This is a genomic window from Kitasatospora sp. MY 5-36 (genome assembly GCF_001182915.1).
Lineage (GTDB): Bacteria > Actinomycetota > Actinomycetes > Streptomycetales > Streptomycetaceae > Kitasatospora.
The window spans coordinates 1-12826 of record NZ_LFVW01000345.1 but is presented as its reverse complement, the minus strand read 5'-3'; the positions used below and the strand labels follow the sequence as shown (position 1 = coordinate 12826).

General features: G+C 73.5%; 12 protein-coding genes. 6 read left to right on the top strand and 6 right to left on the bottom strand.

The window, feature by feature from the left end; genetic code table 11:
- From AE652_RS21655 to AE652_RS21635, 5 genes are all read left to right on the top strand, one after another.
- Positions 1 to 931 (top strand): PDR/VanB family oxidoreductase (locus tag AE652_RS21655; RefSeq protein WP_049654046.1); only part of this gene is annotated, 931 nt, incomplete at its 5' end.
- Positions 932 to 944: 13 nt separating this feature from the next.
- Positions 945 to 1859 carry a M24 family metallopeptidase gene (locus AE652_RS21650; protein ID WP_049654044.1) on the top strand — a complete coding sequence of 305 codons (915 nt, stop codon included), beginning with the start codon at positions 945 to 947 and terminating at the stop codon, positions 1857 to 1859.
- The gene (locus AE652_RS21645; RefSeq protein ID WP_049654042.1) at positions 1856 to 3610 is read left to right on the top strand and encodes an SDR family oxidoreductase; all 1755 of its coding nucleotides are present in this window, start codon (positions 1856 to 1858) and stop codon (positions 3608 to 3610) included. The genes AE652_RS21650 and AE652_RS21645 overlap by 4 nt, the downstream gene beginning before the upstream one ends.
- A gap of 97 nt (positions 3611 to 3707) precedes the next feature.
- Positions 3708 to 3905, top strand: coding sequence for a type II toxin-antitoxin system VapB family antitoxin (locus AE652_RS21640; protein WP_049654040.1), 198 nt, complete (start codon positions 3708 to 3710; stop codon positions 3903 to 3905).
- Between the two features lie 94 nt (positions 3906 to 3999).
- Positions 4000 to 4620, top strand: coding sequence for a LysE family translocator (locus AE652_RS21635; RefSeq protein WP_049654038.1), 621 nt, complete (start codon positions 4000 to 4002; stop codon positions 4618 to 4620).
- A 19-nt stretch (positions 4621 to 4639) separates the two neighbouring features.
- Here AE652_RS21635 and AE652_RS21630 read toward each other — a convergent pair whose 3' ends face one another.
- The 6 genes from AE652_RS21630 to AE652_RS21605 form a co-directional block, all read right to left on the bottom strand.
- Positions 4640 to 4933 carry a hypothetical protein gene (locus AE652_RS21630; protein WP_049654035.1) on the bottom strand — a complete coding sequence of 98 codons (294 nt, stop codon included), beginning with the start codon at positions 4931 to 4933 and terminating at the stop codon, positions 4640 to 4642.
- A 100-nt stretch (positions 4934 to 5033) separates the two neighbouring features.
- Complete coding sequence (locus AE652_RS21625) at positions 5034 to 6248, bottom strand: XdhC/CoxI family protein (RefSeq protein WP_049654033.1); 1215 nt, start codon at positions 6246 to 6248, stop codon at positions 5034 to 5036.
- A 141-nt stretch (positions 6249 to 6389) separates the two neighbouring features.
- Positions 6390 to 7874 carry an NCS2 family permease gene (locus AE652_RS21620; RefSeq protein ID WP_049654048.1) on the bottom strand — a complete coding sequence of 495 codons (1485 nt, stop codon included), beginning with the start codon at positions 7872 to 7874 and terminating at the stop codon, positions 6390 to 6392.
- A gap of 291 nt (positions 7875 to 8165) precedes the next feature.
- A complete protein-coding gene (pucD, locus tag AE652_RS21615) occupies positions 8166 to 10532 on the bottom strand; it encodes a xanthine dehydrogenase subunit D (protein ID WP_049654032.1) in 2367 nt (788 codons plus the stop codon).
- Positions 10529 to 11017 (bottom strand): (2Fe-2S)-binding protein, encoded by a 489-nt coding sequence (locus AE652_RS21610; RefSeq protein ID WP_049654030.1) that lies wholly within the window; start codon positions 11015 to 11017, stop codon positions 10529 to 10531. Before AE652_RS21610 ends, pucD begins: the two co-directional genes overlap by 4 nt.
- On the bottom strand, positions 11014 to 11901 hold the full coding sequence (locus AE652_RS21605) for a xanthine dehydrogenase family protein subunit M (RefSeq protein WP_049654028.1): 888 nt from the start codon (positions 11899 to 11901) through the stop codon (positions 11014 to 11016). The genes AE652_RS21610 and AE652_RS21605 overlap by 4 nt, the downstream gene beginning before the upstream one ends.
- A gap of 299 nt (positions 11902 to 12200) precedes the next feature.
- On the opposite strand from AE652_RS21605, the gene AE652_RS21600 reads away from it, so the two are divergent.
- On the top strand, positions 12201 to 12826 hold a 626-nt coding region (locus AE652_RS21600; protein ID WP_049654026.1), incomplete at its 3' end, for a PucR family transcriptional regulator ligand-binding domain-containing protein.

Genomic DNA, 12826 nt, shown 5'->3' with positions numbered 1-12826 from the left:
GCTCCAGCTGGTCGTCGCCGAACGCCGCCGACCGGCCGCCGACGTCGTCGAGTTGCGACTCGCCGACCCCTCCGGCGGCCCGCTGCCCGGCTGGCAGCCCGGCGCCCACCTGCGCCTCGTCCTGCCCTCCGGCCGCGAGCGCCACTACTCCCTCAGCGGCGACCCGGCCGACCGCGCCGCCTACCGCATCGCCGTCCGGCGGCTGCCCGAGGGCGGCGGCGGGTCCGTCGAGGTCCACGACGCCCTGCACCCCGGCACCCGGCTCACCGCCCGCCGCCCGCGCAACGGCTTCGCCTTCTGCGCCGAGCCCGCCGTCCTCCTGCTGGCCGGCGGCATCGGCATCACCCCGCTGCTCCCGATGGCCCGCGAGGCGCAGCGGCACGGCCTGGACTGGCGCCTGGTGCACGTCGGCCGCAGCGCCGACACCCTCCCGTACACGGACGAGCTGCGCGCCCTCGACCCGCACCGGGTGGTGCTGCGCACCGACGACGAGCACGGCGGCGTCCCCACCGGTGCCGAACTGCTCGCCCACGCCCCGCGCGGCGCCGCCGTCTACTGCTGCGGCCCGGCCCCGATGCTCTCCGCCGTGCAGCGTGCACTGGACGGCTCCCCGGCCGCCTCCCTGCACTTCGAGCGCTTCGGCGCCGCCCCGGTCACCGACGGCGAACCGTTCGCCGTCCGACTCGGCACCGACGGCCCGACCCTCGACGTCCCCGCCGACCGCTCCGCCCTGGACGTGCTGCGCGAGGCCCGTCCGGACCTCCCGTACTCCTGCCACCAGGGCTTCTGCGGCACCTGCGAGGTCCGCCTGCTGGCCGGCTCGCCCGACCACCGGGACCGCAGGCTCACCCCCGAGCAGCGCGCCGCCGGCGCCCTGCTGCCCTGCGTCTCCCGGGCCGCCGAGGGTGAGACCCTCGTGCTCGACCTCTAGAAGGAGCTCCGCCATGGCGAAAGCGACCCCCGCCTTCCGCTACACCGAGCGCGACCTCGCCCGCTTCCGCGAGACCCAGCAACTCGCCTACCACTGCGCCGAACAGGTCGCCGCGTGGATCGAACCCGGCGTCACCGAGCGGCAGACCACCGCCGAGCTGCGCCGCCGCCTGGTCGCCGCCGGGGTGCAGGACTTCTTCCACGTCCCCTTCGCCTGGTTCGGCGACCGGACGGCGTTCCGGCACTTCCACACCCCGCTCCAGTTCTTCGCCGGCAACCGCCGGCTGGAGGAGGGCATGCCGTACGTGCTGGACTGCGCACCCGTGGTGGACGGCTACACCGCCGACATCGGCTACGGCGGCAAGGTCGGCGAGAACCGGGCCTGGGACCGCCTGGCCGCCGACCTGAAGGTCTACCGCGAGCTGATCCTCGCCGAGGTGCGGGCCCGCAGGCCGCTCGCCGAGGTGTACGCCGCGGTGGACGCCCAGATCGCCGCGCACGGCTACGACAACCGCCACCAGGTCTACCCGGGCCGGGTGATCGGCCACCAGGTCACCCGCAACACCGCGCGCGGCCCGGCCGGGGTGAACGTCTTCGGCTTCGGCGTGCGCACCCTCCAGACCCTCGGCCGCGAGCTCGTCACCGAGCGGCTGCACGGCCGTTCGCCGCTCTGGGCCGACGGGCGGTCGTCCCGGCACGCGCCCACCCCGGGGCTGTGGGCGGTCGAGCCGCACATCGGCTTCCGGGGCGTGGGCATCAAGTTCGAGGAACTGCTGGTGGTCACCGAGGACGACGCCTACTGGCTCGACGACGACCTGCCGCACGTCCGCCGCTGGACCGCCGCCACCACCGCCGAGCCGGCCACCACGGAGCAGACCGACACGGAGCCGACCGCCGCCGAGCCGACCACCCTGGAGGCCACCCGATGACGTTCCCGACGAAGCCCCAGGCGCAGGCGAAGCCCCCGGTCCGCCGCCGGACCGTCCACTCCGGCGGCCTCCCGCTCGCCGTCTTCGAGCAGGGCGACCCGTACGCCCCCACCGTCCTCCTCGTGCACGGCTACCCCGACACCCACACCGTCTGGGACGACATCGCCGCCGACCTCGCCCGCGACCACCACGTGGTCCGCTACGACGTGCGCGGCGCCGGGGAGTCGGCCGCCCCCGCCGACCGGTCCGGCTACCGCCTGGAGCACCTCGCCGAGGACCTGTTCGCCGTCGCCGACGCCGTCAGCCCCGACCGCCAGGTGCACCTGCTCGCCCACGACTGGGGCTCGATCCAGTCCTGGGAGGCCGTCACCGCACCCGGCGCCGAGCGCCGGATCGCCTCGTACACCACCCTGTCCGGCCCCAGCCTGGACCACATGGGCCACTGGCTGCGCCACCGGCTGCGCCGCCCCACCCCCCGCCACCTGGGGCAACTGCTCCACCAGGGCCTGCACTCCTGGTACATCACCGCCTTCCACCTGCCCTACCTCGCCCCCGGCGTCTGGCGCCTCGGCCTGGCCCGGGCCTGGCCGAGGGTGCTGCGCGACCTGGAGCACGTCACCCCGCGCGCCGACCACCCGCAGCCCACCCTGCGCCGCGACGCGGTCCGCGGCATCGAGCTGTACCGGGCCAACTTCCGCCCCACCCTGGGCAGTCCGCGCGAGCGGCCGACCGAGGTGCCGGTCCAGCTGATCACCCTCACCCGGGACCGGTACGTCGGCACCTACCTCTCCGAGGGGCTGGAGCGCTGGGCGCCGAACCTGACCCGCAGGACGCTGCACGCCGGCCACTGGTCGGCGCTGCTGGAGAAGGGAGCCACCGTGGCCGGACTGGTCCGCGAGTTCACCACCCGCACCGACGAGGGCCGGGCCCGCCCCGAGGAGGGCGACGGCCGGCTGGTCGTGGTCACCGGCGGCGGCAGCGGCATCGGCCGGGCCACCGCGCTCGCCTTCGCCGAGGACGGCGCCCGGGTGGTGGTCTGCGACCTCGACCTCGCGGCCGCCGAGCGCACCGCCGAACTGGCCTCGCTGATCGGCCCGCAGGCGCACGCCTACCGGGTGGACGTGTCCGACGGCGCCGCGGTGGACGCCTTCGCGCAGACCGTCGCGGCCGAGCACGGGGTGCCCGACGTCATGGTCAACAACGCGGGCATCGGGCACTCCGGGACGTTCCTGCAGACCACCGAGAAGGAGTGGCAGCGGGTCCTGGACGTCAACCTCTGGGGCGTGATCCACGGCTGCCGCGCCTTCGGCACCCTGATGGCCGACCGCGGCCAGGGCGGCCACATCGTCAACGTCTCCTCCGCCGCCGCCTACCTGCCGTCCAAGGCGCTCACCGCCTACGCCACCAGCAAGGCTGCGGTGTTCATGCTCTCCGACTGCCTGCGCGCCGAGTTCGTCGGCCACGGCATCGGCGTCTCCACCATCTGCCCCGGCATCGTCAACACCAACATCACCCGCACCTCCACCTTCTCCGCCACCACCTCCACCGAGCAGGCCGCCAAGCAGGCCCGCGCCGCGAAGCTCTACGCCCGCCGCGGCTTCCCCCCGGAGAAGGTCGCCACCGCCATCGTGACCGCCGTCCGCACCGGCAGGCCCGTCGTCCCCGTCACCCCCGAGGCCAAGGCCGCCCGCTTCCTCTCCCGCCTCAGCCCCGGCCTCCTGCGCCTCGCCGCCCGCCTCAACGTCACCTGACCGGGTGAACAACGGCCGATCGGGCCCCGTGGGGCCTGCGATATCGGATACGGTCGAACGCGATATCGCAGACCCCGCTTCGCTCGGGAGGTTGGTCATGGCCCGTACCGTGATGGACATCAACGACGACCTGCTGGCCGAGGCTGCGGAGATCTTCGGTACGACGACCAAGACCGCCACCGTCAACGCCGCTCTCGAGGATGCGGTGAAGCGTCGCAAGCGCCAGGTCTTCACGACCTGGCTCGAGGACGGTGGGCTGCCCGATCTCACCGGGCCGGTGGAAAAGGGTGAGTGAGCGCTCCACCGAGTGGGTCGTCCCGCCGGGGTCGGCGGACTGAGCGATGGCCGTTTGACGACGCTCCTCCGGGGCTGTGAGAGCATCGAGGCCCATGGAGATGACAACGGCCCTGTGGTCCTTCGCCCTCGTCGTGGGGCTGCTCACGCTCACGCCCGGGCTCGACACGGCGCTCGTCCTGCGGACCTCCGCGTTGGGGCGGCGGCGGCAGGCGTGGGGCGTCGTGCTGGGGATCCAGACCGGGACGCTGATCTGGGGGACGCTGACCTCGGCCGGGGTGACGGCGCTGCTCACCGCCTCGCAGGTGGCGTACGAGGTCCTGCGGTGGGCGGGCGCGGCGTACCTGGTGTGGATGGGCATCGGGATGCTGCGCAACCGGGGCGGTGAGGCGGCGGCCGAGGAGGAGCCGGAGGACGGCGGGTTCGCGCACGGCTGGCGGCGGGGCACGCTGACCAATCTGCTGAACCCCAAGGTCGGGGTCTTCTACGTGGCCGTGCTGCCGCAGTTCATCCCGGTCGGCGTCCCGCACTTCGCCGCCGGTGTGGCGCTGACCTGCGTGCACGTCGTGGAGGGCCTGCTCTGGTCGACCGTCCTGGTGGGTTTCGCCCGGGTGCTGCGCGGCTGGCTGCGCCGGCCGGCCGCCCGGCGGTCGATGGACCGGGTGACCGGCGCGGTGGTGGTGGGCTTCGGCGTGAAGCTGGCGCTGACCGACTAAGGCGGGACGGCCCGGCGGCTCAGCGGCCGAGACGCTTCAGTCCTTCCATGAGTTCGTCCGCGTTCATGCAGATGTGCAGGTCGACGGTGGCGTTCAGCTGGGTCCAGAACGGCTCGGCGATGGACGGCAGCGAGGCCTCGTCCGGGACGTCGACGACCATGACCATGCCGCGGCTCCCGTTGCGGTTGAGGAAGTAGGCCGCCTCCGGCTTCAGTTGGGCCAGTATGCGCTGGACCCCTTCGGCCATCGTTCCGTCGCTGATCAGCTTGTTCGAGGCCGCGGTGTCGATTTCGACCTCCAGCAGGGCGCGCATGATGCCCGCTCCTTCCCCGGGCTCGGGGCGAGTCCGCAACTCCAGCCTCCCGCCGCGCCGGTGGCCACGCAACGTGAGCGGTGCCGGAGCCGCTCCCGGCTCAGGCCGCGTGGGTGCGGGGTGCCGGGTCGCCGGCCGCGCCGCCCTCGTCACCCTCCGTCCCCGTGCGCGACAGGTCGTGGTGGATCGGCCCGTCGGAGGCGCTCAGTGGCAGGCAGCTGCCGCCGCGCCGGTGGGCGACGATCTCGGCGGCGACCGAGACCGCCGTCTCCTCCGGGGTGCGGGAGCCGAGGTCCAGGCCGATCGGGGAGCGCAGCCGGGCCAGTTCGGCCTCGGTGAGCCCCGCCTCGCGGAGCCGGGCGGCGCGGTCCCGGTGGGTGCGGCGCGATCCCATCGCGCCGACGTAGCCGACCGGCAGCCGCAGGGCGCGTTCCAGCAGCGGGATGTCGAACTTGGCGTCGTGGGTGAGCACGCAGAGCACGGTGCGTCCGTCGATCCGGCCGAGTTGGGAGTCCAGGTAGCGGTGCGGCCAGTCGACCACCACCTCGTCGGCCTCCGGGAAGCGGCGGGCGGTGGCGAAGACCGGCCGGGCGTCGCAGACGGTCACGTGGTAGCCGAGGAACTTGCCGATCCGCACCACCGCGGCCGCGAAGTCGATCGCCCCGAACACCAGCATCCGCGGCGCGGGCACGTACGACTCGACGAAGCAGGTGACGGTGCCCCGGCCGTGTTCGTCGCAGGGGCGGCCGTCCAGGCCGAGCACCAGCCGGCCGGTGCGTCCGGCCTCCAGCATCGCCCGGGCCCGCACGACGATCGCCCGCTCCAGGGCGCCGACCGTCGAGGGGGTGGGCGAGAGCGCGCCGGCCACGCCGTCCGCGGTGACCGCCAGGGTGGCCCCGACCAGCCCGCCCGCCCCGCCCGGTCCGGCGATCACCCGGACCAGGGCCACCGGTGTGCCGGCCGCGATGTGCGCGATCCCGGTGTCCAGCCCGGCGTCGGCCCCCGGCACCACCGGCTGGACGAACACGTCCAGGACGCCGCCGCAGGTCAGACCCACCGCGAAGGCGTCCTCGTCGCTGTACCCGAAGCGTTCCAGCACCGGCTCGCCGCTCGCCAGGGCGGCCCGGCACAGCTCGTACACCGCGCCCTCGACGCACCCGCCGGAGACGCTGCCGACCGCCTCGCCGTCCGCGTCCACGGCCAGCGCCGCCCCGGGGTCGCGCGGAGCGCTGCCGGAGACGCCGACCACGGTGGCCACGGCGAAGGAGCGCCCGGACGCGTGCCAGGCCCGCAGCTGCTCGGCGATGTCCTGCATGGGGGAGGCTCCTTACACGGTTTCGACAGTAGCGGGAGACGCCGCCGTACGGGAAACGATCCCGTACGGCGGCGGTGGTGCCCAAGGCGGTCCTGCCCCGAGGCCCTGCCCGAGGCGGGTGCGAACAGCGCGAAGGTGTGCCTAGTGCACGCCCAGCCAGGACTTGACCGGGGTGATCGCGAAGTACACCACGAACACCGCGGTGAGGATCCACATCAGCACCCCGGGCTCGCGCCAGCGCCCCAGCCCGGCCTTGATGACGGTGTACGAGATGACGCCGGCCGCGACGCCCGCGGTGATGCTGTACGTGAACGGCATCAGCACGCAGGTGAGGAAGGCCGGGACGGCCACCTCGCGGTCGGACCAGTCGATGTGCCGGGCCTGGCTCATCATCATCGAGCCGATCACGACCAGGGCGGCCGAGGCGACCTCGACCGGGACGATCCCGGCGATCGGCGAGAAGAACAGCATCAGGGCGAACAGGGCGCCGGTGACGGTGGAGGCGAGTCCGGTGCGGGCGCCGTCGCCGACGCCGGTGGCGGACTCGACGAAGACGGTCTGCCCGGAGGCGCCCGCCAGGCCGCCGACCGCGCCGCCCGCGCCGTCGATGAACAGCGCCTTGGACAGTCCGGGCATCCGGCCGCGCCGGTCGGCCAGTCCGGCCTCGGTGCCGACGCCGATGATGGTGGCCATCGCGTCGAAGAAGCCGGCCAGCACCAGGGTGAACACGGCGACCGAGGCGCTGATCGCGCCCATGCCGTGGCCGCCGAACGCGCCGAACAGGTCGACGTGGCCGAACAGGCCGAAGTCCGGTGCGGAGACGGGGCTGCCGGGCCAGACCGGCACCGAGTTCCGCCAGGCCCCGGCGGGCACGTGGGCGGCCCGGTTGACGATCACCGCGAGCACGGTGCCGCCGGCGATGCCGAGCAGGATCGCGCCGCGGACGCCGCGCGCCATCAGCACGAAGATCGCCAGCAGGGTGACGCAGAAGACCAGCACCGGCCAGCCGGACAGCTCGCCGGTCGGGCCGAGCGAGAGCGGGGTGGGGCCGCCGGTGTGCATGAACCCGGCCTTGTAGAGGCCGATCACCGTGACGAACAGGCCGATGCCGATGGTGATGGCGTGCTTGAGCGGCAGCGGGATGCCGTTCATGATCCGCTCGCGCAGCCCGGAGACGACCAGCAGCACGATCAGCAGGCCGTAGATCACGCACAGGCCCATGGCCTGCGCCCAGGTGGTGTGCGGGACGACCAGCGCGGAGACCGCGCCGGAGACGGAGAGCCCGGCGGCGAGGGCGAGCGGCACGTTGCCGACCAGGCCCATCAGGACGGTGGTGACGGCGGCGGCCAGCGCGGTGGCGGTGGTCAGCGCGGCGGGGTCCAGTTTGGCGCCGGTCGCGTCCGCGCCGCTCAGGATGAGCGGGTTGAGCAGGATGATGTACGCCATCGCCATGAAGGTGGTGACCCCACCGCGCAGTTCGTTGGCGAGGGTCGATCCCCGGGCCGAGATCTTGAAGTAGGCGTCCAGTGCGCCGGTGGGGCGTGGGGCGTCCTGGGACGACGGACGGGTGCCGTCCTCGGCGGGTCTGTCTTCGGTGGTGCCGGGCTCCGTGGGGATTCTGGTCATGTCCATCCCAAGTATCAAAGGGGGTTGGGGTGGGCGAGCCGACCTGACCGCCGGTCAACGAAGCGGCGTAGGGGGACGTATCGACTCACGGGGGCACTCATGAGCAGCGGGGGAGTGCCCGCGGTGCATCAGAGGGTGTGGTGCATCAGAGGGTGGTGCGCACCGCTGCGGGCCCCGGCGTGGGCAGGGCAGCGGGTGTACGGGGACGCCTCCGGGGTGGCGGGGACGCCCTCGGGTCCCCGGGGCGGCGGGGAAGACGGTCGCCGCCCCGGGGAGGACGAACTCGGGCCGTCAGAGCGGCCGTTCGGTGGTCAGGTGCTCCGGCCGGACCGGGATCCGGTTGAGCGCCAGCCCGGTGGCGTTGCGGATGGCGGCCACGATGGACGGCGTCGCCGAGACGGTCGGCGCCTCGCCGACCCCGCGCAGCCCGTACGGGGCGTTGGGGTCGGGCAGTTCGAGCACCTCCACCGGGATCGGCGGGGTGTCCAGGATGGTGGGGATCAGGTAGTCGGTGAAGGAGGCGTTGCGCACCTTGCCCTCCCGCACGATGATCTCCTCCATCACCGCGAGGCCCAGCGCCTGGGTGCAGCCGCCCTGGATCTGGCCGACCACGGAGAGCGGGTTGAGCGCCTTGCCGACGTCCTGGACGGCGGTGAGCTCGACCACCTTGACCAGGCCCAGCTCCACGTCCACGTCCACCACCGCGCGGTTGGCGCAGAAGGTGTACTGGACGTGGCCGAAGCCCTGGCCGGTCTCCTTGTCGAAGGCCTGGGTGGGCCGGTGGTGGTGCTCGCGGGTCTGCTCGACGGCCTCGTCGCCGAGCAGGTCGACGATGGAGACCAGCGCGCCGGCGCTCTTCGACACCACCTTGCCGTCGGCCAGCACCAGGTCGTCGTGGGTCCAGCCGTAGCGCCGGCGCCCCTTGTCGAACAGCTCCCGGCGGACCGCCTCGGCGGCCAGCTTCACCGCCCCGCCGGTCATGTACGTCTGGCGCGAGGCGGAGGTCGAACCGGCCGACCCCACCTCGGTGTTGGCCGGGTGGATGGTGACCTGCTCGACGCCCAGCTCGGTGCGGGCGATCTGGGCGTGCACGGTGACGCCGCCCTGGCCGACCTCGGCCGCCGCGGTGTGCACCATGGCGACCGGCTCGCCGCCGATCACCTCCAGCCGCACCCGGGCGGTGGAGTAGTCGTCGAAGCCCTCGGAGAAGCCGACGTTCTTGATGCCGACCGAGTAGCCGACGCCGCGGACGATCCCCTCGCCGTGCGAGGTGTTGGACAGCGCGCCGGGCAGCCGGCGGACGTCGAGGTGCTCGGTGTCCAGCGGCGGCGGCAGCGGCATCTCCTTGGCCCGCCGCAGCAGTTCGGCCACCGGCGCGGGGGAGTCGATCCGCTGGCCGGTGGGCATGAAGTCGCCCTCGGACATCGCGTTGAGCTGCCGCAGCTCCACCGGGTCCATGCCCAGGGCGGCGGCCAGCCTGTCCATCTGCGACTCGTAGCCGAACGCCGCCTGCACCGCGCCGAAGCCGCGCATCGCCCCGCAGGACGGGTTGTTGCTGTACAGCGCGATGGCATGCATCCGCACGTTGGGGATCACGTACGGGCCGTGCCCGAGCGAGGCCGCGTTGCCGACCACAGCGGGGGAGGCGGAGGCGTACGCGCCGCCGTCCAGCACGATCCGGCAGTCGGCGTAGACCAGCCGGCCGTCCCGGGTGGCGCCGTGCTCGTAGTGCATCCGCGCCGGGTGGCGGTGGACGTGGCCGAAGAAGGACTCGTCCCGGGAGTAGACGATCTTGACCGGCTTGCCGGTGTGCTGGGCCAGCAGGCAGGCGTGGATCTGCATCGACAGGTCCTCGCGGCCGCCGAACGCGCCGCCCACGCCGGCCAGGGTCAGCCGGACCTTCTCCTCCGGCAGGTCCAGCACCGGCGCCATCTGCTGGCGGTCGACGTGCAGCCACTGGGTGGCGATGTAGAGGTCGATGCCGCCGTCCTCGGCGGGCACCGCGAGGCCGGACTCCGGGCCCAGGAAGGCCTGGTCCTGCATGCCGACCTCGTAGTCGCCGCTGACGACCACGTCCGCCAGCGCCCGCACCTCGTCGGTCACGCCGCGGCCGGAGACCAGCCGCTGCTCGTGGCAGATGTTGCCGTACGCGTGGGACTTGTACTCGTGCGGCTCGTGCACGTACCCGTACGTCTCCGGGTCGAGGCACTGCTCCTCGGTGACGATCGGGGTGAGCACCTCGTACTCGACCGCGATCTTCTTCACCGCCCGGCGGGCCGTCTCCGGGTGGTCGGCGGCGACCAGCGCGATCGCCTCGCCGTGGTAGCGGATCCGGTCGATGGCCAGGACCGGCTGGTCCTGGATCTCCAGGCCGTAGTACTTCGAGCCGGGGATGTCCTCGTGCGTCAGCACCGCGTACACCCCGGGCACCCTGAGCGCCTCGGAGATGTCCACCGACAGGATGTTCGCCCGGGGGTGCGGCGAGCGCAGCGCCGTGCCCCAGAGCATGTCCTCGTGCCACAGGTCGGAGGAGTAGGCGAACTCGCCCCGGACCTTCAGGTTGCCGTCCGGGCGCAGCGGCGAGCCGCCGATGCCGTCCTTGGCCGCCTGGTTGATGTTCTGCAGGTTCTTCTGCCCCTGGATGGTCCGCGCGCTCATGCCGCGCCCTCCGTCCCCGCGCACGTGCGGGCCGAGGCCAGCCGCACCGCGTCCATGATCTTCTCGTAGCCGGTGCAGCGGCACAGGTTGCCGGACAGCGCCTCGCGGATGTCGTCGTCGCTCGGCTGCGGGTCCTCGGCCAGCAGCGCGTCGGTCTGCACCAGCAGGCCGGGGGTGCAGAAGCCGCACTGGACGGCGCCGGCGTCGACGAACGCCTGCTGGACCAGGCCCAGTTCGCCGTCCTCCGTGCCCAGGCCCTCGACCGTGCGCACCTCGCGGTCCTGCACCTGGCCGGCCGCGACCAGGCAGGAGCAGACCGGGAGGCCGTCCAGGTAGACCGTGCAGGAGCCGCACTCGCCCTGCTCGCAGGCGTTCTTCGAGCCGGGCAGGCCGACCCGCTCGCGCAGCACGTACAGCAGGCTCTCGCCCTCCCACACGTCGTCGGCCTCGACGGGCCTGCCGTTGGCGGTGAAAGTGACCTTCATGCCGCGCTCCTGATCTGCTTGCCGTAGTCGTTCCAGGTCCAGGTGAGGGTGCGGCGGGCCATCACGGCGAGCGCGTGCCGGCGGTAGTCGGCGGTGCCGCGGACGTCGTCGATCGGCGAGGCCGCGGCCTTCACCAGCTCGCCGAAGCGCTGGACCACCTCGGCTCCCAGCAGCTCCCCGGACTCCCACAGTCCGCGCTCGGCGAGCACGCCCTGGAGGTACTCCTCGGCCTCGACGGCGCGGCGCGGTGTGGGGGCGGCCGAACCGATGCCGGTGCCGACGGTCCCGTTCCGCGGGTGCAGGGCGAAGCCGAACGCGCAGACCGCGATCACCATGGCGTTGCGGGTGCCGATCTTCGAGAACTGCTGCGGCCCGTCCGCCACCGGGATGAGCACGGCCCGGATCAGCTCGTCGGCCTCCAGCAGGTTGCGCTTCACCCCGACGTAGAAGTCGTCGATCGGGATCAGCCGGGTGCCGCGCACCGAGGCCGCCTCGACGAACACGTCCCGCCCGGCCGCGAGCAGCGCCGGGTGCGAGTCGCCGGCCGGGGAGGCCGCGCCGAGGTTGCCGCCGACGCTGCCGCGGTTGCGGATCTGCGGCGAGCCGACGGTGTGGGCCGCCAGGGCCAGCCCGGGCAGCGGACCGGACAGCTCCGCGATGATCCGGGCGTACGGGACCGCGGCGCCGAGCCTCACCACCTCGCCGTCGTTCGACCATTCGGCGAGTTCGGTGATGCGGTTCAGGTCGAGAATCGCGGATGGCCGGTGCACGTCGAAGTTCAGCTCGACCATGACGTCCGTGCCGCCCGAAACGGGCAGCGCGGTCGGGTACTCGGCCTTCGCCGCGAGTGCCTCGTCCCAGGTGGCGGGCCGAAGGAACTCCATGCGGGTGTCTCCTCAAGTCGTCGCCCGCCGGGTGCCCGGCGGCGTGTCGCCCAGTGAACCGCCGCGACGCGGCCCGCTGGCAGTCACCGATGGCATGAAGCCCCGGCTGTGAGCCCGCCCGGCATCCTGTACGTTCCTCTAAGGAGGAGAACCTCGCAGCCCAGGTGTCCGCCGGGTGCTACCTACGACCGTAATCCGGCCGTGACGCGCGGGCTACGGACCCGGGCGGACGCCCGGCCGGACAGGCCCTATCGTTACCCCTTCACCCTCCCCCCAAGCCCCCGTTAAGGAGTCCGCGGATGCGCGTCCGTGACCTGCTCGCCCCCGGCGCCCCGCGACTGCGCCTGCTCGCGGCCGAGGAAGAGCTGGACCGGCAGGTCAGCGGTGTGATGACGACGGACCTCCAGGACCCGGGCCGCTACCTGCACGGCGGCGAACTGGTGCTCACCGGCATGCTCTGGCGCACCGTCCCGGCCGACTCCGAGCGCTTCGTCCGCACCCTCGCGGCCGGCGGCGCGGTGGCCCTGGCGGCCGGCGAGGCCGAGGTCGGCCCGGTGCCCGAGGACCTGGTCGAGGCCTGCCGCCGGCACCGGATGCCGCTGCTCGCCGTCCCCGACGACATCGCCTTCGGCACCGTCACCGAGTTCATCGGCCGCCAGGTCTCCGCCGACCGCGCCGCCGACCTCGCCGCCCTGGTCGACCGGCACCGCCTGCTGGTCTCGGCGGCCGGCGGCGGCGGACTGGACGCGGTGCTCGACCTGCTCGGCGGCGACCTCGACCTGGACTGCTGGGTGCTCACCCCGACCGGCGCGGTGATCGCCGGCCCCGCCGACCGGCTCTCCGCCCAGGACCGCGACCAGCTGGTCCGCGCCCACCTCGCCGCCCAGCGCCAGCGCCGCCGCCCCCCGCACCGGGCCCGGCTGGC